Origin of the sequence: Peptoniphilus harei, from assembly GCF_900454685.1 — a bacterium.
Lineage (GTDB): Bacteria > Bacillota > Clostridia > Tissierellales > Peptoniphilaceae > Peptoniphilus_A > Peptoniphilus_A harei.
On the sequence record NZ_UATM01000032.1, the window covers coordinates 1,185,934 to 1,209,224 of the forward strand.

Genomic DNA, 23,291 nt, shown 5'->3' on the forward strand with positions numbered 1-23,291 from the left:
ACAAAGTCCTAGGTGTGAAGTATTATATACATAGATTAGCACTCGAGGTTAATGAGTGCTAACAAAAGGAGGGGTTATGGATACTAGAAAAATTAATATTTTAAATGCCATAATTGAGGCATATATCGATATGCCTACTCCCGTTGGATCGAGAACTCTCTCCAAAGATTACAATCTTGGAGTTAGCTCTGCGACTATAAGAAATGAAATGGCAGATCTTGAAGATCTTGGTTTTTTAAATAAGCCCCATCAATCAGCAGGAAGAATTCCTTCTGACAAGGCTTACCGCTTCTATGTCGATGAACTTTTTAAAAACTTTAATAGCTTTCACGACCTAGATGCCTCACAAAAAATCATGGAGAGACTCTTATTCTCTTCGAGAAATCACGAAGAATTTTACAAGAATGCAGTCAATCTCCTAGCCAATATAAGTTCTTGTACGGCTTATCTCATAACACCACAGAAGGCCGATACAAAAATAAAAAGACTTACTCTAGTTAAGTTAGATGAATACACAGCTCTTTTAGTTTTAATAGGAGACAAGGGAGTTATTGAGAAATACTTTTTAGAAATAGAAAATATTTCTGACGAAGATTTTTATCTAATAGAGAAGGTCTTAAATGAAAAGATATCGGGAATTGATTTTAATGAAATTGAATCTCTTAAGATTTCACTTTCAGATGACTATATAAGGCATGGAAAATTTATTTCTGATATTGTAAAAATTGCTAGTCAATTTAACAAAAAAGTCTCTTCTATTGACATCTACTATGATGGTCTTACAAATATTTTAAACTTTGATGAATATAAGGACCTAGACAAGGCAAGAGATTTCATGAGTCTAGTAGAAGATAGGGACAGCCTATTTCAAATTCTAAAAAATGATAATTTTACCAGCGATGTTGAGGTTATCATTGGAGCAGAAAATAGCGCAAGTCTCATGAAGGAAAATACTATTATTAGAGCTCCTTTCTCTAGAGAAAATGGAATCTATGGAAGTATTGGACTTATTGGACCAGTTAGGATTGACTACATGAGATTGGTTAAAGTCGTTAAAGTATTTAGCGACGCTGTGAAAAGTGGATTGAAAGAAATGTGAGGGAGTACATGACGAATGAAGATATAAAAAAAGATGATTTACAAAATGATGAAGATATAGATATGAAAGAAGAAGAACTTGATATAAATGAAGAAGCTGAAGTAGAAGCTTCTGATGATGAAAAATATCAAGACTTAACAGATAAATTTATGAGACTTCAAGCAGACTTCTCTAACTATAAGAGAAGGACTGAGGCACAAAAGTCTGAATATGTTGAACTTGGAGTTAAAAAAATTGCAAATGACTTACTTCCTGTCATAGATAATTTTGAAAGAGCCTTGGATTCCATAAAGGACAAGGACTCAACTTATGAAGGAATATTAATGATAAAAAATCAACTTACTGACGTTCTTGCAAAAGACGGTATAGTTGAGATGGAAGCATTGGGACAAGAGTTTGATCCAATGTATCATCACGCAGTACTCACTGAAGATTCTGATGAATACGACAGTGGTTATGTTATAGAAGTATTGCAAAAAGGTTATTTAATTAACGAGAAAACACTAAGACCTGCAATGGTCAAAGTTTCACAATAAGAATTTTAGGAGGAAATATATATGGGAAAAATAATTGGTATTGACTTAGGTACAACTAACTCTGCAGTAGCAGTAATGGAAGGTGGAGAATCTGTAATTATTCCTAACATTGAAGGTAACAGAACTACTCCATCAGTAGTAGCTTTTACAAAAGATGGCGAAAGATTAGTAGGTGAAACTGCTAAGAGACAAGCAATCACAAACCCTGATAGAACAATCTCTTCTATTAAGAGACACATGGGTTCTGATTTTAACGTAAAAATTGACGACAAAACTTACTCTCCACAAGATATTTCAGCTATGATTCTACAAAAATTAAAGGCTGACGCAGAATCTTATCTTGGAGAAAAGATTACAGAAGCTGTTATTACAGTTCCAGCTTACTTCACAGATGCTCAAAGACAAGCAACTAAAGACGCAGGAAGAATTGCAGGACTTGATGTAAAGAGAATTGTAAACGAACCAACTGCAGCTGCACTTGCTTATGGAGAAGACAAGGACACTGAAGCACAAACTGTTATGGTTTATGACCTTGGTGGTGGTACATTTGACGTATCTATCCTTGAACTTTCTGACGGTGTATTCGAAGTACACGCAACTCGTGGTAACAACAAACTTGGTGGAGATGACTTCGACAATAGATTAATCGACTATATTGCTGAAGAATTCAAAAAGGAAAATGGAATTGATCTTAAGGCTGACAACATGAGTCTTCAAAGACTTAAGGAAGCAGCTGAAAAGGCTAAGAAGGAACTATCTTCTACAATGTCAACAAATATCAACCTTCCATTTATCACAGCTTCACAATCTGGTCCACTTCACTTAAATATGGACGTATCTCGTGCTAAGTTCGATGAACTTACAGCAGATCTTGTTAAGAAGACTGAAGGACCTGTTAAGGATGCTTTAAAGGATGCAGGACTTAATGCAAATGAAATAGACAAGGTTCTTTTAGTTGGTGGTTCTACAAGAATTCCAGCAGTTCAAGAATGTATTAAAAAGTTAACTGGAAAGCAACCTCAAAAGGATATTAACCCAGACGAATGTGTAGCTCTTGGTGCAGCTATCCAAGGTGGAGTTCTTTCTGGAGATGTTAAGGACTTACTTCTTCTTGACGTAACACCACTTTCTCTAGGAATTGAAACAATGGGTAACATTACAACAAGACTTATTGAAAGAAATACAACAATCCCAACTAAGAAGTCACAAGTATTTACAACTGCAGCAGATAATCAAACTTCTGTAGAAATTCACGTACTTCAAGGTGAAAGACAAATGGCAAAAGACAACGTAACTCTTGGTAGATTTACACTTGATGGTATTGCACCAGCAAGAAGAGGAGTGCCACAAATTGAAGTAACATTTGATATTGATGCAAATGGTATTGTAAATGTAAGTGCTAAGGACAAGGGTACTGGTAAAGAACAACACATCACTATTACATCTTCAACTAACTTAAATGAAGAAGAAATCGAAAAGAAAGTTAAGGAAGCAGAAATGTATGCTCAAGAAGATGCTAAGAAGAAAGATTTAATCGAAGCAAGAAACAACGCTGATTCAATGATTTACCAATCTGAAAACACACTTAAGGATGTTGAAGGAAAGATTTCTGATGCAGACAAGACTAAGATTGAAGAAGCAATCAAGGGACTTAAGGATGTAAAAGATGGCGAAGATCTTGAAGCTATTAAATCTAAGACTGAAGAATTAACTCAAGCCTTCTACGCAATTTCAGAAGAAATTTATAAACAACAAGAAGGTCAAGCTGATGGTGGACAACAACAAGCTGATGACGATGTAGTTGACGCTGACTATGAAGTTGTAGACGAAGACGAAGAATAATAATTAAATAAAAATGTTGCAGTTTCGGCTGCAACTTTTTTTATGTAGAAAATTATATTCTGAATTTTTATAAATTTTCTTTTTAAATCTAGTATAAAAACATAAAAGTAGAATTAAACTTTCTTTTTTGTAGTTTTTATATTAGAATATAGAACTATTGAGGTGGAAGATGAGAAATTTTTATGAAATTCTTGAAGTTGAAAAAAATGTAACTAAAGAAGAATTGAAGAGATCTTATAAGAAGCTTGCTAAAAAGTATCACCCCGACTTAAATCCAGGAGATGAAGTTGCTGAGGCAAAATTTAAAGAAATCTCCTATGCCTATGAAGTCTTAGCCGATGATGAAAAAAGACAAATCTACGATGTCTATGGCGAAGAAGGACTTAAGGGCAACATGGGTGGATCTGGAGGCGGTGGCTTCGGAGGTTTCTCTGATATCTTTGATGACATCTTTGATGTTTTTGGCGGCTCAAGATCAAATAGATATGAATATGCAAACAGAAAAGACATGCCAAAGAAGGGACCTGATGCAAGAGTAGACATAACTTTAGATTTCTTTGAAGCAATTTTTGGTGTAGAAAAAGAAATTTCTGTAAAGGTTAGGGAAGAGTGTTCCCACTGTCACGGCAGCAAGATGGAACCGGGAAGTGAAAAACACACTTGTGAGACTTGTAACGGCTCAGGTCAGGTTACCTCAGAACAAAACACACCTTTTGGTAGGTTTGTAAGGACTTCTGCATGTGAAGATTGTAATGGAACAGGCGAAGTTATAGAAAAGCCTTGTAAGGAATGTGGCGGAAGAGGATCTAAGGCACGAACTAAGAAGTTAAAAGTAAACATTCCTAAGGGAGTTGACACTGGAAACATTATTTCACTTAGGAACCAAGGATCTGTTGGAGAAAATGGTGGAGAAAATGGAGACATTTTTGTCTACATTAGAGTTAGGTCAGACGCAGTCTTCAAGAGAGAGGGCAATGATATTTACCTAAATATTCCAATTTCTTATTCAGACGCAGTCCTTGGTGCAAAGATAAAAGTTCCAACACTTGAAAAAATTGTTGATTATGATATTCCAAAGGGAACTACAGGTGGAACTGTCTTTAGACTAAAGGGAGAAGGAGTTCCTTATGTCAACAGGGACAAACAAAGGGGAGACCTCTTCTTCAAAGTTGACATTATAATTCCTAAGAAGGTTAGCAATGAACAAAGAAAACTCCTTGAAGAGTTAAGAGAGACTGAACCAGAAGTTGCAGAAAATAAAAAATCATTTTTAGATAAGTTGAAAAATTTATTTGATTAATGCGGATCACTGATTCGCATTTTTTAAATTGTATAAAAAAATTATCTATAATATAATGAAACAAGGTGATTAGATGAAATACATTGAAATGACAATAAATACTTCAAAGGATAAAAAAGATATCATTGAAGGAATTCTATTTGATTATGGAATTTATACAACAGAAGAAATTTCTAGCGACATAGTGGATGAGCTTGACCAAGATGAGAAGGATTGGGACTTTATTGACTATCCTCTTTTAAATTCAAATGAAGATATCTTTGCTCTTAGGGTTTATCCAGAAAATATGGAAGATGCAAATAATTTAAAGGCTGAGTTAAGTGAAAAGAAACTTGGTCAATGTCTTGTTGAAGAAAAGGACGATGAAGACTGGGCGAATAATTGGAAAAAATATTATAAACCACTAGAAATTGGCGAAAAGCTTGCCATAGTTCCTGAGTGGGAAGATTATGACAATGATAATAGAGTCGTTATAAAAATTAATCCAGGTATGGCCTTTGGTACAGGAACTCACGAGTCAACTTATATGTGCCTTGAACTCTTAGAGAGATATGTAAATAAAGACGATGATATTTTTGACATAGGTTGTGGTTCAGGCATACTTGCTATAGCAGGTCTAAAACTTGGGGCAAAGAAAGCTCTTGCAGTTGATATAGATGATAAGTGCATTGATGCTTCTCATGAAAATGCAGGTCTAAATAATCTTGAAGACAAGGTGGAAATTAAGAAGGGAAATCTTCTTGATGTTGTTAAGGGAAGAGCAGACCTAATAGTTTCCAATATTATTGCAGAAATAATTGTAGATGAGATCAAAAATCTCAAGAACCACATGGAAAAGGGTGGAATTTTTATAACTTCTGGAATTATAAAAGAGAGAAGGCAAATGGTAATTCATGCCCTAGAAGAAAATGGTTTTGAAATCATTGACGAGTTAGAAAAAAATAATTGGGTTGCCATTGTAGGAAGATTAAATGTATAGATTTTTTGAAGATAGAAGGTTTGAAGGTAATACAAATCTTAAAGAAGAAACCCTCCACCACCTTAGAAATGTAATTAGGATAAATGATGAGGAAGTCTTTCAAGTTGTTTTTGAAGATGGGATTTTTTCTTTCGCTTATGAAGGTGGAAAAATAAAAAATCTTGGGGAAGTTCAAGAATCCAATGAATCTAAGGTGAGACTTTCCTTATTTTTTAGTGTCCTCAAAAACAACAAGTCTGAAGATGTCCTAAGGCATGCAACAGAAATTGGGGTTAGCGATTTTTATCCAGTCATAATGGATAGGACAATACCAGATATTTCTAAGAAAAAAGAAAAGAAAATGGAAAGATTTCAAAAAATCGTAGAATCTGCTGCAAAGCAATCAAAAAGAGATGTCATACCTCTTGTTCACGACATAATAAAGACAGAAGATATTTTAAAGTTTTCTGGAGATTTAGTTTTATGTTATGAAGATGAAAATAAGACCCAATTAGGGGAAATAACAAGATCTCTTAGCAACAATATTGGACTTGTCATTGGTCCAGAGGGTGGCATATCAGAAAGAGAACTTGAAATTTTGAGTGAAGCTAAAAAAGTTGGACTTGGCAGGAGAATACTTCGCGCAGAGACTGCAGCTATAAGTGCTTCATTTTATATAATACACGCAAAGGAGTGTGAGTAATGGAAAAAACTTTTTCAATTTTAACTCTTGGCTGTAAGGTTAACCAGTACGAATCAGAAGCCATGAGTGAACTTTTTGAAAGTAGGGGATATAGACAAGTTGAAAATGATGACTTTAGTGACGTTTATATTGTTAATACTTGCACAGTTACAAATTTATCAGATAGAAAATCAAGACAGTTTATTAGAAAATCAAAGAAAAACAACCCAGATTCAGTTGTGGCAGTAGTAGGTTGCTATTCACAAGTTTCTCCCGATGAAGTAAAAAGTATTGAGGGAGTTGATGTTGTTGTTGGAACAACTGAAAGAGATAGGATTGTTGACTTAATTGAAGAGTCTAAAGAAAATGATGAAAAAATAAATATTGTTAAGAACTTAAAAAATGTACGTGAGTTTGCAAATACGACAAACTTTGACAGTAACAACAGGACTCGTGCTTATATGAAGGTCCAAGATGGTTGCAACAGATTTTGCACCTACTGCATAATTCCCTTTGCAAGAGGACCCATTAGGTCTAGAACAATTGAAGACTCAGTAAGAGAGGCAAGAACACTTGCAGATAGGGGCTTTAAAGAAATTGTCTTAACAGGAATTCACATTGGGTCTTTTGGCAAGGACATTGGCGATATGAGATTAATTGACCTAATCGAAGCTATTGCTGAAGTTGATGGAATCGAAAGAATTAGACTTTCTTCAGTTGAACCGCTTATTATTACAGATGAATTTATGGAAAGAGCAGTAAAGACAGGAAAATTATGCGATCACTTCCATCTTTCCCTTCAAAGTGGATCTAACAATATCTTAAAGGCAATGAATAGAAGGTACACTCGTGAAGAATATATTGAAAAGGCAAAAATAATTAGAAAATATATGCCTCATGCAGGACTAACAACTGATATAATAGTTGGCTTCCCTGGAGAAAGTGATGAAGATTTTGAGGATTCAATGAATATTGTAAGAGAAGTTGGATTTTCAAGGATTCATGTCTTTAAATATTCCAAGAGGAAAAATACAAAAGCTGCTGAAATGAAAAATCAAATTGATGGCAATATTAAAAAAGAAAGGTCTGAAAAATTAATTGCACTTGGGGAAGAATACCAAGAAATATTTGAAAGAGAAAACATGAAAACCCCTCAATCAGTTTTATTTGAAGAAGAACATGATGGAGTATATTATGGCTACACAACAAACTACATCAGAGTTAAGGCAAAATCTGAGGAGGACCTTACGAATAAAATTAAGAAAGTAAAAATTTTGGACACAGGTGAAATTGCAAATTGTGAAGTTATTGGTGATTAAATGTTAAAGATTAGAGCACACCACCTCTTGTGCACAGAAAACTTTGTTGGTGAGGGTTACAGTGATGACTTTTCAAAAAATATGGCAAAAGTCATTGGACAGCTAAAAGAGAATCCGAAAGTTAAATTACTTGCAGACCTTGACGATATTTGTGGTCCTTGCCCAGAAAATCTCGGGACTAGGTGCGAGAATGATGACTTGGTAAAATCTTATGATAAAAAAGTTTTAGAAGTTTTAAACTTATCAGAAGGTGAAATTTATTCATGGGCCGACATAAGAAAGCTTGCCTGTGATATAATATTTGCAAAGAATAGGCGAGAAGAGATTTGCGGAGAATGTCAGTGGAATGAACTCTGCAAAGAAGTTGAAGCCAAAAGGAGGTAAGTATGGACTGTTTATTTTGTAAAATAATTAAGGGAGAGATTCCTTCAACAAAACTTTATGAAGATGAACTTGTGTATGCTTTTAGAGATATAGACCCACAAGCTCCTACTCATTTTTTGATTGTTCCTAAAGAGCACATTGGATCAGCTGATGATCTTGATGAAGACCATAAAGAACTAATAGGTCACATCTTCTTAGTTGCGAAAAAGCTTTGTGCAGAAGAAGGGCTTACAAAGGGATACAGGATTGTAAATAATTGCAAAGAAGACGGAGGTCAAACTGTAGATCATCTTCACTTTCATGTACTTGGAGGAAGAAGTTTAAATTGGCCACCAGGTTGATAAAAAACTTTACTAATGCCGGGATTATGTCCTGGCATTTTTTTATTTGTCTAATAACTTATGATAAAAAAATTTTTAATTAAAAATTTGTAACACTTTTAGACTTTTGGTTATATCAATAATTGAAAATATTTAATATAATAAATTTAAGAATACATTATGGGAAAACAGACTCTAAAGAAGGAAGATGATTTATGAAATTAGGATTTGTTGATGTTGGTGGAGGAACACGTGGAATTTATGGAGCAGGAGTTTTTGATTATTTAATGGAAGAGGGCATAAGCGGAGACTACTTTATTGGAGTTTCTGCTGGAGCTGCTAATGGTGCGTCTTTTCTTGCCAAGCAACCAAGAAGAAATTTTGTCTTTTATAATAATTATGCCTTTAGAAAAGAGTATATGAGTCTTAAAAATTATTTAAAAACGGGTTCATATATTGATTTAGATTATATCTATTCAGACCTAAGTGCATCAAATGGGGAATATCCTCTTGACTATAAAACTATGATGGAAAATCCCATGGAATTTGAAATAGTTGCAACAGATGCAAGGACAGGCAGGCCAAAATATTTTAATAAGAAAGATCTTATTATAGATGAGTATGATCCAATTAAAGCATCATGTTGCGTTCCAGTCCTTTGTAATCCTTATGAGGTTAAGGGAGTCCCTTACTTTGATGGCGGGCTGTCTGACCCAATTCCTTATAAGAGAGCCTTTGAAGCAGGTTGCGATAAGGTTATTCTTGTTCTAACAAGACCCAAAGATTTTTTTAGGGAAAAGAGAAAGGACAAAAAGTTTGTAAGATTACTTAGAAGAAATTATCCAAGAGTTTCAAAAGCTTTTGCAAAGAGATATGAAGTTTACAATCAAAGTCTAAGGGAAGCAATCGAACTTGAAAAGGAAAATAAAATAATAATTATAGCTCCAAGTGACATTGGAAACCTAAAAACACTAAGTCAAAATCATGAACAATTAGAAAACTTATATGAAATGGGTAGAAGGGATGCAAAGGAAGCACTAAATTTAAAATTATAAAAATGAGATGATTATATGAAAAATATAAAAGAAAAGTTAAAACAAATAGAAGATAGGGGAGAAAAAAGCAATAACTTAAGTGAGAGCGATAAAAATATAAAAAACAGGTTCAAAAAAATCCAAATTGTTGCCTTAGTTTCTTTTTCGTTAATAATAATACTTTTAATCTTAACTCGAAGTGGAAATATGAGTATTGATTCTATAATTGAAAACGCAAGTGGTAACCCAAGGAAGTCCATTATTTCTCTTTTAAGTCTATTTGCAGTTAAGAGCCTTACAATTATAATTCCTCTGCCATCTCTTTACCTAGCAAGTGGAATTTTATTTAAACCAGCAAAAGCTATTTTTGTCAGCTATCTTGGTTTAGCCATTACACTCACAATTCCTTTTGTATTGGGAAGATGGTCCGGTACAGAAGAAATGGATTATCTAAAGAAGAAATATCCCAAAATTGATAAACTTGTTGAGATGCAAAAGAAAAATGAATTTCTTGCAAGTTTTATAATCAGGCTAATAGGTTGGTTTCCCTGTGATATTTTAAGTTTTTATTTTGGAGCCTGTAAGACCAATTATATAAAATACATAACTTCATCATTATTAGGTGCGTCTATTGGAGTTATAACAAACACCCTTCTTGGAGATGTTATCTTAAATCCACTTTCTTGGCAGTTTATGGGGCTAATGCTAATAAAGATTTTAATTTCGGCTTCTGTCATTGGAATAACTTATCTTGTTAACAAGAAGAATGAAAGAAAAAATCGCGAACTTAGATAGATAAAATAAAAAAAATATTTGAAAAAATTAAATTTTAAATAAGAAAAATATTATTGAAGTTTTGGGATTTATAGAGTATAATAAACCTAAATTGGCCGAAAGGCCATACTCTTTTCTACGAGAGGAGGTTAAAAAATGTCCGAAATCAGGGTTGGTGAAAACGAATCTTTAGACAATGCTCTAAAAAGATTCAAAAGACAATGTGCCACAAGTGGAGTTCTCAAAGAAGTAAGAAAAAGAGAACATTACGAAAAACCAAGTGTTAGAAGGAAGAAAAAATCCGAAGAGGCACGCAGAAAAAAACACAGATACTAAAGAGGGTGTTCTTATGTCTCTAAAAGAGAGACTCATGGCAGATCTAAAGGATGCTATGAAAAATAAAGATAAACTTCGAAAAGATGTTATCACCATGGTTCGTGCAGCTATTAAACAAAAAGAAGTAGATGAACGAGTTGAGCTTACTGACAGTGATGTTGAAAACATTATTGGAAAACAGCTAAAAGAAAAGAAATCGTCAATTGAAGAATTTAAAAAAGGTAATAGAGAAGACTTGGTTGAACATACTAACCAAGAAATTGAAATATTACTTGATTACTTACCTGAGCAATTATCAGATGAAGAATTAAAAGGAATTATACAAAAAGTAATTGACGAAAATGAAATAACATCAATGAAGGATATTGGAAAATTAATGAAAAATGTCATGCCATTAATTAAGGGCAAGGCAGATGGCAAGCAAGTCAATGCTATTGCCAGAGAATTATTAAATTAAAACTCGGGGAATTTCCCTGGGTTTTTTTTTTACAGATTTTTATATTTAACATATTGAAATTAAATAATATTTTAAAGAAATTGAAAATTTCAAGAGGAGTATTTATGTTTAATGATAATTATTCAAGAAGAAATAAGGGAAAAAAACCTGTTATAGCTATATGCTATGACTTTGATAAAACACTAACACCTAATGAGATGCAGGCTCAAGGATACATTCAATCTTTGGAATATAAAGTTAGTGAATTTTGGAATAAGTCTAATGGTATGGCAGAAGATAATGATATGGACGAAAACCTAGCCTACATGTATATGATGGTAAAAGAATCAATAGACCATCATAAGTTAGATAGGAAGACTTTAGAAGAATATGGTTCTGAGGTTAATTTATTTCCAGGTGTTGAGGATTGGTTTAAACGCATACGAGAATACGGCGCTGAGAGAGGCGTTATTGTAGAGCACTATATAATTTCTTCAGGAATTAAAGAAATGATAGAGGGAACAGATATTGCCAAGAAGGGTGAATTTGAAAAAATATATGCCAGTTCCTTTTATTACAATGAAGAGGGTGTGGCAGAGTGGCCAGCACAAGTTGTGAATTATACCAATAAAACTCAGTTTTTATTTAGGATTCAAAAGGGCACTTTGGATATTAATGATCCTGGCATTAATGACTTTTTTCCTCCTGATGAAATAAGAGTCCCCTTTAGAAATATTGTATATATTGGAGACAGTGATACTGATATTCCATGTATGAAGCTTGTTAATACTTATGGAGGATATTCTATTGGAGTTTTTGATCCTAAGCATAAACATTCAAAGGATAAAGTTTATAAAATGATTAAGGATAAGAGAATAAAATATTTTGCTCCAGCGGACTACAGGGAAGATGGAAAGTTAGATTTGATAATAAAAAACATAATAGAAAGAACAGTTTTTAATGAAAAATTAGAATCTACACATTATACTTGTATTAGAGAAGCATATGAAGATGAGAAGAAAAGCCCAATAGATTAATAATAAAAAATAAAAATAAAATTTATATATTTTTTACAAACAAAATGTTTTTTATTAATAAAGAAAATATAAAATGAATTTATAAAAGAACTAGTAGATTTTAAAAGTTAGAAATTTGGGGTAAAATTATAAAAAATAGAGAAGGAGGTTAAATTGAAAAAACTAAATAAAATATTTTATAGTCTCCCAATTTTAATGATATTAATAAATTTTGTTTATGCACAAGATGGAAGTGGAAGATCTATAGAAAGTATTTTTTCAAATGATTATGTTTTTACAGCCTTATTAATTATTGCAATTGTCACAGCTGTCTTTGAAATAATGACTCCAGGCTTTGGAATATCTGGGATCTTATCAATAGCTGCTTTCATTACCTTTTTCTGGGGCTCAATTAAGATGGGCAATACAAACTTTTTTGAAATATCTCTTTTTGTGGTAGGTCTACTTTTATTAGCCTTTGAAATTATGATACCTGGATTTGGTGTAGCTGGAGTAAGTGGAATTATCGCAGTCTCTACTGGACTAGTTCTATCTATGAGCGACTTGTATTTTGCCCTATTCTCTTTAGCATTAGCCCTAGTCATAGCCTTAATCCTTGGTTATGCACTTTTTAAAAGAGGTATTAAGTCTGATGCAATAAATAAACTCAGACTTTTTAAAGAAAGTTCTAGTGAGGAAGGTTATTTAAGCGTAGAAACTGAAGAAGTTTCGCCAGGTGATGTTTTAATAACTAAGACTCCTCTTAGGCCAACAGGATTTGCCCTAATTGGAGATAGGAAGATAGAAGTAGTGTCAGACGCTGGATTTATTGGTAAAGATGAATCTGTAGTTGTTGTTAGAATTAGCGGCGCAATAGTTTACGTCGAAAAGAATTAGGAGGATTTATGTCTAATTATCCAATTGGAAGTATATTTATAATTGCAGTAATAATCATAGTAGTTTCTATGTTCTTGTCCTTTGTACCAGTTGGGCTTTGGGTAACTGCATTTTTCTCTGGTGTTAAAATTAAGATATCAGAGCTTATAGGAATGAAACTTAGAAGAGTTAAGCCATCAAGAATTGTTAGACCAGCTATAAAGGCGACTAAGGCTGGACTTAATCTAGAAATTTCAAGTCTTGAAGCTCACTATCTTGCAGGTGGTAATGTAAATACCCTTGTGGATGCTCTTATAGCTGCTCAAAGGGCCAATATACCTCTTCAATTTGAAAGAGCAGCAGCAATTGACCTTGCAGGTAGAGATGTTCTGGAAGCAGTTCAAGTTTCTGTTAATCCAAAAGTTATTGAAACACCAAATATTTCTGCTGTTGCACAAGATGGAATCGAAGTTATAGTTAAGGCTAAAGTTACTGTTAGGGCCAACATAGAAAGACTAGTTGGTGGTGCAGGTGAACAAACTATTATTGCTAGAGTTGGTGAAGGTATTGTAACAACTGTAGGTTCCTCACAAAGCTATAAGTCAGTTTTAGAAAACCCTGATTCAATTTCAAGAGTAGTATTAGATAAGGGACTTGACTCAGGTACAGCTTATGAAATTTTATCGATTGATATTGCTGATGTTGACGTAGCAAGAAATATTGGTGCAAGATTACAAACTGACCAAGCTGAAGCTGATAAGAGAATATCTGAAGCCAAGGCATCTGAAAGACGTGCTATGGCCCTTGCTCGTGAACAAGAAATGAAGGCTGAAGTAGAAGCTATGAGGGCAAAGGTAGTTGAAGCAGAATCTCAAGTTCCTATTGCCATGGCAGAAGCTCTAAAAAGCGGAAAACTTGGAGTCTTTGATTATTATAAAATGCAAAATTTAAACTCTGATACTGATATGAGAAAGTCAATTTCTAAAATTCCTGAAAGAAACCACAAGAAGGAAAATAAATAATGGGACCTGTTTTTAGCCTTTTGATTGGTATTATTTCTCTCATGCCAGCTATAATCTTTATTGTAATCTTTAAAGTCCTAATCACTATTTTAAATAGGGGCAAGAAAAAGGTTACAGAAGATTTTTATGAGGATGAGAGAAGAAATAATAATTCTAAAGGTTCTCGAGGAAACACATCATCAGATTCAGAAAGTTTAATAGATGAAATAAAAAGAATAATCAAAGAAGAAAAGGAAAAAGAGAGAGAAAAAGAAAAAAGTAAAGACAAGAAAGAAAGCTTAGGTAAAAGTTTTAAAGAAATTTTCAATGAAGAAAAAGATAAATCTAAAAATAAAGTTAAGGAAAAAAAGGATAAGAAATTAATCAATAAAGATCCTATTTATGCTCAAAGAGAATTAAAAGAAAAGATTTTAGAAAAAAAGTCTTCCCTTGATGAAGATTCCAGGAAATCAAAAATTAAACCTGATAAGGAAATCTTGGAGGGTTCTATGAATCTTGAAAAGATGCCTGATAAAATTTTTGACAGTGAATTCATAAAAGAATGTGAATCTGACAGGGTGATTTATGAAGATGAAGAGGATCAAGTTTCAACTGGGGATTTTCTAAACTTTGATGAAGATGATTTACCTAAAATTCAAATATATAAAGAAATTTTTGATAAACCTTTAAGTCTAAGATAAATCAAGGCTTGCTTTCCATAATATATGGAAAAGTAGGCCTTTTTATGATATTATTAAAGTCATGTTTAAGGGGGTATATTTTTGGCAAAAATGGAAAAATCCATTGAAATTAATGATATAAATTTAATGTCAATTGTATTTGGAAAGTTAGATGAAAATATTAATCTTATAGAGAAAGAACTTGCTCTTAATATAAAATCTAGGGCAGATAAAATTTTTGTAAGTGGTGAAGAAGATGCAGTTGAAGATGGAGTAATACTATTAACAAACTTAGTTGAGACTGCTAGGAAACAAAATAGCTTGAGCCTATCTGATGTAAGATATGCTATTTCACTTATAAAAAACAATGAAAAGAGACCTGTCTCTGAACTTTTAAAAGACACTCTTGTATATACATCTATGGGCAAGCCAATAAGGGCAAAGACTCTAGGGCAAAAGAGATATATTGACAATATAAATAACAACGACATTGTTTTTGGAATTGGGCCTGCTGGTACAGGTAAGACTTATCTTGCTATGGCTGCAGCAGTTCGTGCTTTTAAAGCAAAGGAAGTCAATAGAATAATACTTACAAGACCTGCTGTTGAAGCTGGAGAGAACCTAGGCTTCTTGCCAGGAGATTTGCAAAATAAGGTTGATCCTTACTTGAGACCACTTTATGATGCCCTCTTTGAAATACTTGGACACGACACATATAACAATTTATTTGAAAAAGGATTAATTGAAGTTGCACCCCTTGCTTATATGAGGGGTAGGACCCTGGATTCAGCTTTTGTAATCCTAGATGAGGCACAAAACACTACAAATGAGCAGATGAAGATGTTCTTAACAAGGCTTGGATACGGGTCTAAGGCAATTGTAACTGGTGACGTTACACAAATTGATTTGCCAAGTGGCAAGCAATCTGGATTAAAAACCGTACTAAAAATTCTTGCTGGAGTTAAGGGTATAGGAATAACTTATCTAAATAAAAATGATATAGTTCGTCATGCTCTAGTTCAAAGAATTATTGATGCTTATGAAAAATATGAAAAGACAAATGATAAGAGCAAAAAGGTAATTGAAGCTAAAAAGTCAAAGAATTGGAGTAAATAATGGAAGTTTACTATGACGACAGGCAAGATGATATTGAAATAACAGAAAAAATAAAATCTCTAGTTGAAAAATCCATAGCTTCTGTATTAAAAGTTGAAGAAATTGATGATGAGGTTGAAGTTTCAGTTTCCTTTGTTGGTGATGAAGAAATAAGAGACCTCAACAGGGACTACAGAGGAGTTGATAGGTCCACTGATGTATTGTCGTTTCCTATGGATGATGAATTTATTATAGACAAGAGGATTCTTGGAGATGTTATAATAAATACAAGAAGAGTTATGGAACAAGCAGAAGAGCTTGGTCATTCTCATGAGAGAGAATTATCATATTTGACAGTCCACAGTATCCTTCATCTTTTAGGCTATGACCATATAGATGATGAAGACAAAAAGAAAATGAGAGAAAGAGAAAAGTTATCCATGAAGGAACTTGAAATTTATAGGTGATTTTATGAAAAAGGGACGTTTTATTTCATCTTTTAACTATGCTGTTCAGGGTATTATCTCTGTTTTAAGAACAGAGAGGAATATGAAATTCCATTACCTTGCTGCTCTTGGAATTATCATCCTGTCACTTTTTTTTGATATATCGTCTACAGAATTTCTACTTATGCTCTTTGCCATAACCCTAGTAGTATTTGCAGAAATGATCAACACAGCAATAGAGAGGACTATTGACTTAGTAGTTCAAGAATACAACCCTATTGCAAAGTATGTAAAGGACGTTTCGGCAGGCGCTGTTTTAATTACGGCTCTTAATGCTATTGTTGTTGCTTATCTAGTTTTTTATGACAAATTTGCATCCTTTGGCGACCTGCTCTTATTTAAAATAAAAAATATGCCAAATCACTTGGCCTTCGTGTCTCTACTTATAATTATAATAGCGACAGTTGGTGCTAAACTTTTAATGGCGAAAAAAAGTGGTGGCACTTACTTTCAAGGTGGCGGACTAAGTGGTCACTCTGCAATTTCTTTTTGTGCAGCAACAATAATAACTATGATTGCGGAAAATTCACTTATCACACTTTGTTCCTTTGGGCTTGCCTTTCTAGTTGCAGAAAGTAGGGTTGAAGGGAAGATACACAAGGTATCTGAAGTTGTAGTTGGAGCTATACTTGGGGTTTGTGTTGCAATATTTGTTTTCAAGGTGGTAGGATAAATGGAATATAATGAATTAATTGAACTTGCGCTTGATGCAAGAGATAAAATGACATATACGCCTTACTCACATTTTAATGTGGGTTGTGCTGTTGAGATGGAAGATGGATCAGTTTACTCTGGTGGAAATATAGAAATAGTTTCTTATTCTCCAACTAATTGTGCAGAAAGAACTGCTATATTTAAAGCGGTATCTGAAGGCAAAAGAGAGATAAAAAAGATAGCAATAGTTGGGGACAGTGACTACACTTTTCCTTGTGGAGTATGTAGACAAGTTATTCGTGAATTTTCTAGAAATCCTGAAATTATAATAGCTAACTCTACAGATGACTATAAAATTTTTGGAATGGAGGATATACTACCACATTCCTTTGGTCCAGAAGATCTAGATGGAGATGAAAATGACAGAAAATAATTTTAAATCAGGATATGTATCAGTAATTGGTAGGCCAAATGTTGGTAAGTCAACATTATTAAATGCTATAATCGGAGAAAAGATTTCAGCTATTTCTTCAAAACCGCAAACTACTAGACAAAATATTACCTTTATTCACACAGATGATGAAGCACAAATAATATTTTTAGATACGCCTGGCATTCAAAAGCCTAAAAATAAGTTAGGCGAATTTATGTTAACTGAATCAAAAGAGGGAATTGAAGATTCAGATGTTATCACTTATATAGTTGACACTTCTAAGAGAATAGGTAAGGCAGAAAGGTCAATTATAGATTTACTAAAAGAATATAAGGGAAAACTACCTATTATTCTTTTAATAAATAAAGTCGACACGATAAAAAAAGAAGAGCTCTTAGAAATAATTTCTATGTATGCTGAAGAAGATATATTCGATGATATAATTCCTATTTCTGCAATGAAAAATGATGGTGTAGATATTTATCTAGAAAGCCTTAAAAAGTATTTAAAGCCTGGACCAATGTATTATCCCGAAGATATGATTACTGACAAAAATGAGAGATTCATCGTGGCAGAAATTATAAGGGAAAAGGGCTTAATGTACCTTAATGAAGAAGTCCCTCATGGTCTTGCAATCTCTATTGAAAAATTCAAAAAAAGAGAAGACAAAAACATCTATGACATTGATGCAAACATCTACGTTGAAAGAGATTCTCACAAGGGGATTTTAATTGGTAAAGGTGGATCCATGTTAAAAAGAATTGGGACTGAAGCCAGAGAGGAAGCTGAAAGACTTCTCGATGCCAAGGTGAATCTTCAAATTTGGGTTAAGGTTGAGAAAAATTGGAGAGATAGAGACAATTTGGTAAAAAGATTTGGTTACGACAAATAATTATACCCTGGGAATTGTCTTAAACGAAATGGAATTCGGTGAGTCTTCTAAAATAATTAGGGTTTTTACCAAAGAGTATGGAAAAATTTCCATTATGGTCAAGGGAGCTATGAGTCCAAGATCAAGAAACTTAAGTGTTTCTCAAGTTTTTGGTCTAAATGAATACCTATTAAAAAAGGGACAAAGTTTTTTTTATATTAGTGATTCAAAAATTTTAGAATCAAATTTTAAAATAAGAGAAAACTATGATAATTTAATTTATGCATCCTTATTACTAGAAATTATAGATAAATCTTCAATAAATGGTGAGGCCAATAAAAAGGCTTTTGACCTTTTGAGAAAAACCTTAAAATTTTTCAATTTCACCAAAGATCCCATTGGTCTTGCCTTGGCCTTTGAACTTAAGTATCTTAGCTTTATAGGTTACAGGCCTAAACTTGATATAAAAGAAAAATCTTACTTTTCCATAAGAGAAGGAATTATTGATTTTCAGGATCCTTACTCTTATTCACTGACAAGAAGGGATTTGATCTTTTTAAATTCAATTTTATATGGAAAGTTAGAAGATTTAGAAAATATAGAAGATTTCGAAAATAGCAGAAAAAAATACCTGCATAATATTATAATAAAATATATAAAATACAATTTAGATATAAGCAGTTTTAAGTCTGACAAGCTGTTTAATTAAGGAGGAAAAAATGTATTTCCAAGATTTAATAATGACATTGGAAAATTATTGGAAGGAAAAGGGAGCTATTATAATGCAACCCTACGATATTGAAAAAGGTGCTGGAACAATGAATCCAAACACTTTCTTAAGGTCTCTTGGACCTGAGGAATGGAAGGTAGTTTACGTTGAACCTTCAAGAAGACCTGCTGATGGTAGATATGGGGAAAATCCAAATAGACTATACCAACATCACCAACTGCAAGTTATCTTAAAACCATCTCCAGAGGATGTCCAACAACTTTACCTAGATTCTCTTTTTGCAATTGGAATTGACCCAAAAAAACACGACATTAGATTTGTTGAAGATAACTGGGAATCTCCTACACTTGGTGCATGGGGTCTTGGTTGGGAAGTTTGGCTTGATGGCATGGAAGTAACTCAGTTTACTTATTTCCAACAAGTAGGTGGAGTCAACCTTGATCTTGAAAGTGCTGAATTAACTTATGGACTTGAAAGAATTGCTATGTATCTTCAAAATGTTGAGTCAGTTTATGACATCCAATATAACGAAAACATTACTTATGGAGAAGTATTTAAGAAAAACGAATTTGAACACTCCAAGTATGCCTTCGAAACAGCTGATGTTGATATGCTTAGAAAACTTTTTGATATGTATGAAGCTGAAGCTCAAAGAACTATTGAAGAAGACATTGTTATAGATGCTTATGACTACACTCTTAAGTGTTCTCACGCATTTAACTTATTAGACGCTAGAGGAGCTCTTTCTGTTTCTGAAAGAACAAGCTATATTCAAAGAGTTAGAAATCTTGCAAGAATTGTAGCAAAGACACACTTAAAGCACAGAGAAGAAATGAACTATCCCCTTATAAACAGAGGTGAAATAGATGAATAAATACTTACTTGAAATTGGAGTTGAAGAGTTGCCATCAAGATTTGTCAACATGGCAATAGAACAACTTGAAGAAAAATCTCAAAAACTATTAGTTGAAAATGAACTTGGATTTGAAGATGTGAAAGTTTATGCAACTCCAAGAAGACTTAGTCTAATTATCGAAGGCTTAGATGAAAAACAAAAGGACATTACAAAAGAAGTAAAGGGACCTGCTGTAAAAATTGCCTATGACGATGAGAAAAATCCTACTAAACCTCTTTTAGGATTTATGAAATCTCAAAAAATCACTGAAGATGATATTGTAATTAAAGAAGTAAAGGGTACAGATTATGTATTTGCCCACATTTCTTCAATTGGAAAAGAATCTGCAGAAATATTAAAGGATATAATACCAGACCTTATTAAAGATATTAACTTCCCTAAAAATATGCGTTGGGGTGGTAAAAATATTAGATTTGCCAGACCAATAAGATGGGTTGTTTCACTTTTAAATGACAAGGTTGTTGAATTTGAATTTGAAGGAATCCATGTTGGAAATACAACTAAGGGACATAGATTTTTAGGTTCATCAGAAATTAAAATTGATAATGTAGAAAATTATGAAAAACTTCTAGAAGACAACTATGTAATTTTAGATCAAAACAAGAGACGAGAAATCATAAAGTATGAATCTACAAAAATTGCAAAATCTCTTGGTGGGGAAATTCACGAAAATGAAGATTTATTAGAAGAACTTACCTACATTGTTGAATACCCAAGTCCAATCAAAGGAAGTATTAAAGAAAAGTACCTAAGTCTTCCAAAGGAAGTTGTAACTACAACAATGATTGACCACTTGAGATTTACTCCTATTTACTCTCAAGATGGAGAACTTTTGCCATATTTTATTACAGTAAGAAATGGTACAAGAGATTACGAAGATATAGTAATTGCAGGAAATGAAAAAGTACTTGGAGCAAGACTTGAAGATGCTAAATTCTTCTATGATGATGACATCTCTAAGCCACTTGAAGATTATGTAGAAAATCTAGGCGGAGTTTTATTCCATGATAAGCTTGGAACAATGCTTGAAAAAGAAAAAAGGGATGGAGTTGTTGCAAAGAAAATTGCAGAATCTCTATCTTTTGCAGATGAAGCAATTGACGCAATAGAAAGAGTGGCACACTTATCTAAGGCTGATTTAACTACAAAAATGGTAATTGAATTTACAGAGCTTCAAGGTGTTATTGGAGAAATTTACGCCCTAAAATCATGCGAAAAGGATATTGTTGCTACTGCAATTAGAGAACAATATCTTCCTAAATTTGCAGGGGACGCTCTTCCAAAATCTAGTGTAGGATCAATCTTTTCTCTTGCAGATAAAATTGATACAATTGCAGGTCTATTTGCAATTGGAGAAATTCCTACTGGTTCTACAGACCCCTTTGCATTAAGAAGGTCTGCAATAGGTGTAATAAATATTATTAGAAATAATTCTTGGAAATTTGACTTAAATGAAGCTGTAGAAGCAAGTTTATACGAATACATTAATGACCTTGGATTAACATTTAACCACGAAGAAGTTATTGAAAATGTAAGAGACTTTTTCTTTGGAAGAATAAAAACAATGCTTCAAGAAGAAGGAATAAGATACGATATAATTGACTCTATCCTAATTCCTGAGAGTGAAATCCACAATATATTTGACAAAGCAAATGAATTAAATGACTGGTTTAATGAAGATAGAAGCAAATTTGTTGATGCATACAATAGAATAAACAACTTAACTAAGAATGTTGACCTATTAGAAATTAATGAAGAATTATTTAAAGAAGATGCGGAAAAAGACTTATACAATAAGTTTGTAGAAGTTGATAATAAGTTTAATGAAGCCATATCATCTGAAAATTACAAAGAAGCTATGGACTTGTTAAATGAACTAATTCCTGCAATAGATGTATTCTTTGACAATGTAATGGTAATGGATGAAGACGAAAAAGTAAGAGAAAATAGACTTGGACTAATCAATAGGATAGAGGAAAATATTCAAAAAATATTAAAAATCGAAAATATTGTGGAATAGGTCGGTGAGTAAATGAAATTCAGCGATAGGCAGACTGAAATAATTGATATTGTAAAAGAAAAGGGACCTATTACTGGCGACGACATTGCAGAAATTCTCGGACTATCTAGGGCTACAATTAGGTCTGACCTTTCTGTTCTTACTATGATAAATATATTAGGAGCAAGACCAAAGTTTGGTTATTTTTATACAGGTAAATCTATTTTTTCTCAAATTTCTAATGACCTCAAGAATTTACGATTAAAAGATTACATGTCTCTTCCTTTTTCATGTGATCAAAAGACTTCTGTTTATGATGTAGTTGTAGATCTTTTTATGGAAGATTTGTCTTCTATGTTTGTAACAGAAGGTGGGTATCTTGCAGGGATTGTGTCGAGAAAGGACCTAATTAGGTTTATGATAGGGGATGCTGATATAAAGGAGACTCCTATTAGCGTAATTATGACTAGGATGCCTAATATTTTTTATGTAGATATAGAAGACAGTGTTTATAAGGCTGCCAACTTAATTGTGACAAAGGGAATTGATGCCCTTCCTGTTGTTAAAAGAAAAAATGAAAAGGATCTTGAAGTTGTGGGCAGATTTACAAAAACCAATGTAACTAGACTTTTTGTAGATGTTTGCGACCAAGAGATAATATAGGAGGAGAAATGAATAAAGACGATAATCAACTCACTATTTTTGTAATCTCAGATTCTATTGGAGAAACTGGAGAATTAATTGCAAAGTCATCTGCAAGACAGTTTGAAAAAGAAAATTATGAAATCATCAGGTATCCTTATCACAATAGTATTGAGCAAATAAAACCAGTTCTTGAGAAGGCATCTGAAATTAAAAACAGCCTTGTAGTTTATACAAATGTTGTAAAGGAAACAAGGGACTTCATTGAAGAAAAAACTCATGAATTAAATCTTCACACAGTTGATGTAATGGGTGAGCCTCTTCTTCAAATTCAAGATATTCTAGGTTATGAACCTTTAAGAGAACCAGGCCTAATTAGAAGACTTGATGAAAATTATTTCAAAAAAGTTGAATGTGTTGAGTTCGCAGTTAAGTATGATGATGGTAAGGACCCTCGTGGTGCAAAGAAAGCTGATATATGTCTAGTTGGCATTTCAAGAACTTCTAAGACACCCCTTTCTATGTATCTTGCAAATAAACTTTATAAGGTTGCAAATATTCCACTAGTGCCAGAGGTTCCTGTCCCTAGAGAAGTTTATGAAAAAGATGTAGACAAAATAATAGGGCTTACTGCAAATCCAGAAAAAATTATCTCTGTAAGAGAACAAAGATTAAAGTCTCTTGGACTTACTTCAGGAGCAAAGTATGCTAATTATGACAGGATCAGAGAAGAATTAAACTATTCAAAACAGGTTATGGAAGAATTAGGCTGTTTTGTTATTGATGTTTCAGATAAGGCAATAGAAGAAACTGCTGAAATCATTATTAACCACATGGAATCTAGGAAGTGAT

General features: G+C 33.1%; 27 protein-coding genes. All 27 read left to right on the forward strand.

From position 1 onward, the window contains the following. Positions 1 to 76: 76 nt before the first annotated feature. A complete protein-coding gene (gene hrcA / locus DRZ96_RS07085) occupies positions 77 to 1,099 on the forward strand; it encodes a heat-inducible transcriptional repressor HrcA (RefSeq protein ID WP_112890124.1) in 1,023 nt (340 codons plus the stop codon). 8 nt (positions 1,100 to 1,107) lie between these two features. Further along, positions 1,108 to 1,635 carry a nucleotide exchange factor GrpE gene (gene grpE / locus DRZ96_RS07090; protein ID WP_112890125.1) on the forward strand — a complete coding sequence of 176 codons (528 nt, stop codon included), beginning with the start codon at positions 1,108 to 1,110 and terminating at the stop codon, positions 1,633 to 1,635. A 21-nt stretch (positions 1,636 to 1,656) separates the two neighbouring features. Further along, positions 1,657 to 3,477 (forward strand): molecular chaperone DnaK, encoded by a 1,821-nt coding sequence (gene dnaK / locus DRZ96_RS07095; protein ID WP_112890126.1) that lies wholly within the window; start codon positions 1,657 to 1,659, stop codon positions 3,475 to 3,477. A gap of 169 nt (positions 3,478 to 3,646) precedes the next feature. Further along, positions 3,647 to 4,777 (forward strand): molecular chaperone DnaJ, encoded by a 1,131-nt coding sequence (dnaJ, locus tag DRZ96_RS07100; protein WP_112890127.1) that lies wholly within the window; start codon positions 3,647 to 3,649, stop codon positions 4,775 to 4,777. A gap of 73 nt (positions 4,778 to 4,850) precedes the next feature. Then, positions 4,851 to 5,756, forward strand: a complete 906-nt coding sequence (gene prmA, locus DRZ96_RS07105) for a 50S ribosomal protein L11 methyltransferase (protein WP_070700989.1) — start codon at positions 4,851 to 4,853, stop codon at positions 5,754 to 5,756. Then, positions 5,749 to 6,438, forward strand: a complete 690-nt coding sequence (locus DRZ96_RS07110) for an RsmE family RNA methyltransferase (protein ID WP_112890128.1) — start codon at positions 5,749 to 5,751, stop codon at positions 6,436 to 6,438. The genes prmA and DRZ96_RS07110 overlap by 8 nt, the downstream gene beginning before the upstream one ends. After that, positions 6,438 to 7,736 carry a tRNA (N(6)-L-threonylcarbamoyladenosine(37)-C(2))-methylthiotransferase MtaB gene (gene mtaB / locus DRZ96_RS07115; protein WP_112890129.1) on the forward strand — a complete coding sequence of 433 codons (1,299 nt, stop codon included), beginning with the start codon at positions 6,438 to 6,440 and terminating at the stop codon, positions 7,734 to 7,736. The genes DRZ96_RS07110 and mtaB overlap by 1 nt, the downstream gene beginning before the upstream one ends. Beyond that, entirely contained in the window at positions 7,737 to 8,120 is a 384-nt protein-coding gene (locus tag DRZ96_RS07120; RefSeq protein WP_070700994.1) for a DUF1284 domain-containing protein, read from the forward strand. Between the two features lie 2 nt (positions 8,121 to 8,122). Continuing rightward, on the forward strand, positions 8,123 to 8,461 hold the full coding sequence (locus DRZ96_RS07125) for a histidine triad nucleotide-binding protein (RefSeq protein ID WP_112890130.1): 339 nt from the start codon (positions 8,123 to 8,125) through the stop codon (positions 8,459 to 8,461). Positions 8,462 to 8,655: 194 nt separating this feature from the next. Beyond that, positions 8,656 to 9,495, forward strand: coding sequence for a patatin-like phospholipase family protein (locus DRZ96_RS07130; protein WP_112890131.1), 840 nt, complete (start codon positions 8,656 to 8,658; stop codon positions 9,493 to 9,495). Between the two features lie 15 nt (positions 9,496 to 9,510). Continuing rightward, the gene (locus DRZ96_RS07135) at positions 9,511 to 10,269 is read left to right on the forward strand and encodes a TVP38/TMEM64 family protein (protein ID WP_112890132.1); all 759 of its coding nucleotides are present in this window, start codon (positions 9,511 to 9,513) and stop codon (positions 10,267 to 10,269) included. Between the two features lie 135 nt (positions 10,270 to 10,404). Then, on the forward strand, positions 10,405 to 10,584 hold the full coding sequence (rpsU, locus tag DRZ96_RS07140) for a 30S ribosomal protein S21 (protein ID WP_005957648.1): 180 nt from the start codon (positions 10,405 to 10,407) through the stop codon (positions 10,582 to 10,584). A 13-nt stretch (positions 10,585 to 10,597) separates the two neighbouring features. Next, a complete protein-coding gene (locus DRZ96_RS07145; protein WP_070701002.1) occupies positions 10,598 to 11,041 on the forward strand; it encodes a GatB/YqeY domain-containing protein in 444 nt (147 codons plus the stop codon). A 104-nt stretch (positions 11,042 to 11,145) separates the two neighbouring features. After that, a complete protein-coding gene (locus DRZ96_RS07150; RefSeq protein ID WP_112890133.1) occupies positions 11,146 to 12,057 on the forward strand; it encodes an HAD family hydrolase in 912 nt (303 codons plus the stop codon). 153 nt (positions 12,058 to 12,210) lie between these two features. Continuing rightward, positions 12,211 to 12,933 carry an NfeD family protein gene (locus DRZ96_RS07155; RefSeq protein WP_112890134.1) on the forward strand — a complete coding sequence of 241 codons (723 nt, stop codon included), beginning with the start codon at positions 12,211 to 12,213 and terminating at the stop codon, positions 12,931 to 12,933. Positions 12,934 to 12,941: 8 nt separating this feature from the next. Then, positions 12,942 to 13,934, forward strand: a complete 993-nt coding sequence (floA, locus tag DRZ96_RS07160; RefSeq protein ID WP_112890135.1) for a flotillin-like protein FloA — start codon at positions 12,942 to 12,944, stop codon at positions 13,932 to 13,934. After that, positions 13,934 to 14,614, forward strand: coding sequence for a hypothetical protein (locus DRZ96_RS07165; protein ID WP_112890136.1), 681 nt, complete (start codon positions 13,934 to 13,936; stop codon positions 14,612 to 14,614). Before floA ends, DRZ96_RS07165 begins: the two co-directional genes overlap by 1 nt. An 81-nt stretch (positions 14,615 to 14,695) precedes the next feature. Further along, entirely contained in the window at positions 14,696 to 15,709 is a 1,014-nt protein-coding gene (locus DRZ96_RS07170; protein WP_112890137.1) for a PhoH family protein, read from the forward strand. Next, positions 15,709 to 16,155, forward strand: a complete 447-nt coding sequence (ybeY, locus tag DRZ96_RS07175; RefSeq protein WP_112890138.1) for an rRNA maturation RNase YbeY — start codon at positions 15,709 to 15,711, stop codon at positions 16,153 to 16,155. Before DRZ96_RS07170 ends, ybeY begins: the two co-directional genes overlap by 1 nt. 4 nt (positions 16,156 to 16,159) lie before the next feature. Then, a complete protein-coding gene (locus tag DRZ96_RS07180; protein ID WP_112890139.1) occupies positions 16,160 to 16,867 on the forward strand; it encodes a diacylglycerol kinase in 708 nt (235 codons plus the stop codon). Then, positions 16,868 to 17,281: a cytidine deaminase gene (locus tag DRZ96_RS07185; protein ID WP_112890140.1), complete on the forward strand. Its 414-nt coding sequence runs from the start codon at positions 16,868 to 16,870 to the stop codon at positions 17,279 to 17,281. Then, the gene (gene era / locus DRZ96_RS07190) at positions 17,268 to 18,173 is read left to right on the forward strand and encodes a GTPase Era (protein WP_112890141.1); all 906 of its coding nucleotides are present in this window, start codon (positions 17,268 to 17,270) and stop codon (positions 18,171 to 18,173) included. Before DRZ96_RS07185 ends, era begins: the two co-directional genes overlap by 14 nt. After that, positions 18,157 to 18,861 (forward strand): DNA repair protein RecO, encoded by a 705-nt coding sequence (gene recO / locus DRZ96_RS07195; RefSeq protein ID WP_083315509.1) that lies wholly within the window; start codon positions 18,157 to 18,159, stop codon positions 18,859 to 18,861. Before era ends, recO begins: the two co-directional genes overlap by 17 nt. A gap of 10 nt (positions 18,862 to 18,871) precedes the next feature. Beyond that, a complete protein-coding gene (locus DRZ96_RS07200; RefSeq protein ID WP_070701019.1) occupies positions 18,872 to 19,756 on the forward strand; it encodes a glycine--tRNA ligase subunit alpha in 885 nt (294 codons plus the stop codon). Then, positions 19,749 to 21,818 (forward strand): glycine--tRNA ligase subunit beta, encoded by a 2,070-nt coding sequence (glyS, locus tag DRZ96_RS07205; RefSeq protein ID WP_112890142.1) that lies wholly within the window; start codon positions 19,749 to 19,751, stop codon positions 21,816 to 21,818. The genes DRZ96_RS07200 and glyS overlap by 8 nt, the downstream gene beginning before the upstream one ends. A gap of 12 nt (positions 21,819 to 21,830) precedes the next feature. Next, positions 21,831 to 22,460: a CBS domain-containing protein gene (locus tag DRZ96_RS07210; protein ID WP_070701023.1), complete on the forward strand. Its 630-nt coding sequence runs from the start codon at positions 21,831 to 21,833 to the stop codon at positions 22,458 to 22,460. Between the two features lie 8 nt (positions 22,461 to 22,468). Then, a complete protein-coding gene (locus tag DRZ96_RS07215; protein WP_112890143.1) occupies positions 22,469 to 23,290 on the forward strand; it encodes a pyruvate, water dikinase regulatory protein in 822 nt (273 codons plus the stop codon). Position 23,291: the final 1 nt, after the last annotated feature.

Coding starts and splice junctions, on each gene's coding strand:
- hrcA (WP_112890124.1), top strand. CDS start 77: ATGGATACTAGAAAAATTAATATTTTAAATGCCATAATTGAGGCATAT.
- grpE (WP_112890125.1), top strand. CDS start 1,108: ATGACGAATGAAGATATAAAAAAAGATGATTTACAAAATGATGAAGAT.
- dnaK (WP_112890126.1), top strand. CDS start 1,657: ATGGGAAAAATAATTGGTATTGACTTAGGTACAACTAACTCTGCAGTA.
- dnaJ (WP_112890127.1), top strand. CDS start 3,647: ATGAGAAATTTTTATGAAATTCTTGAAGTTGAAAAAAATGTAACTAAA.
- prmA (WP_070700989.1), top strand. CDS start 4,851: ATGAAATACATTGAAATGACAATAAATACTTCAAAGGATAAAAAAGAT.
- DRZ96_RS07110 (WP_112890128.1), top strand. CDS start 5,749: ATGTATAGATTTTTTGAAGATAGAAGGTTTGAAGGTAATACAAATCTT.
- mtaB (WP_112890129.1), top strand. CDS start 6,438: ATGGAAAAAACTTTTTCAATTTTAACTCTTGGCTGTAAGGTTAACCAG.
- DRZ96_RS07120 (WP_070700994.1), top strand. CDS start 7,737: ATGTTAAAGATTAGAGCACACCACCTCTTGTGCACAGAAAACTTTGTT.
- DRZ96_RS07125 (WP_112890130.1), top strand. CDS start 8,123: ATGGACTGTTTATTTTGTAAAATAATTAAGGGAGAGATTCCTTCAACA.
- DRZ96_RS07130 (WP_112890131.1), top strand. CDS start 8,656: ATGAAATTAGGATTTGTTGATGTTGGTGGAGGAACACGTGGAATTTAT.
- DRZ96_RS07135 (WP_112890132.1), top strand. CDS start 9,511: ATGAAAAATATAAAAGAAAAGTTAAAACAAATAGAAGATAGGGGAGAA.
- rpsU (WP_005957648.1), top strand. CDS start 10,405: ATGTCCGAAATCAGGGTTGGTGAAAACGAATCTTTAGACAATGCTCTA.
- DRZ96_RS07145 (WP_070701002.1), top strand. CDS start 10,598: ATGTCTCTAAAAGAGAGACTCATGGCAGATCTAAAGGATGCTATGAAA.
- DRZ96_RS07150 (WP_112890133.1), top strand. CDS start 11,146: ATGTTTAATGATAATTATTCAAGAAGAAATAAGGGAAAAAAACCTGTT.
- floA (WP_112890135.1), top strand. CDS start 12,942: ATGTCTAATTATCCAATTGGAAGTATATTTATAATTGCAGTAATAATC.
- DRZ96_RS07165 (WP_112890136.1), top strand. CDS start 13,934: ATGGGACCTGTTTTTAGCCTTTTGATTGGTATTATTTCTCTCATGCCA.
- ybeY (WP_112890138.1), top strand. CDS start 15,709: ATGGAAGTTTACTATGACGACAGGCAAGATGATATTGAAATAACAGAA.
- DRZ96_RS07180 (WP_112890139.1), top strand. CDS start 16,160: ATGAAAAAGGGACGTTTTATTTCATCTTTTAACTATGCTGTTCAGGGT.
- DRZ96_RS07185 (WP_112890140.1), top strand. CDS start 16,868: ATGGAATATAATGAATTAATTGAACTTGCGCTTGATGCAAGAGATAAA.
- era (WP_112890141.1), top strand. CDS start 17,268: ATGACAGAAAATAATTTTAAATCAGGATATGTATCAGTAATTGGTAGG.
- DRZ96_RS07200 (WP_070701019.1), top strand. CDS start 18,872: ATGTATTTCCAAGATTTAATAATGACATTGGAAAATTATTGGAAGGAA.
- glyS (WP_112890142.1), top strand. CDS start 19,749: ATGAATAAATACTTACTTGAAATTGGAGTTGAAGAGTTGCCATCAAGA.
- DRZ96_RS07210 (WP_070701023.1), top strand. CDS start 21,831: ATGAAATTCAGCGATAGGCAGACTGAAATAATTGATATTGTAAAAGAA.
- DRZ96_RS07215 (WP_112890143.1), top strand. CDS start 22,469: ATGAATAAAGACGATAATCAACTCACTATTTTTGTAATCTCAGATTCT.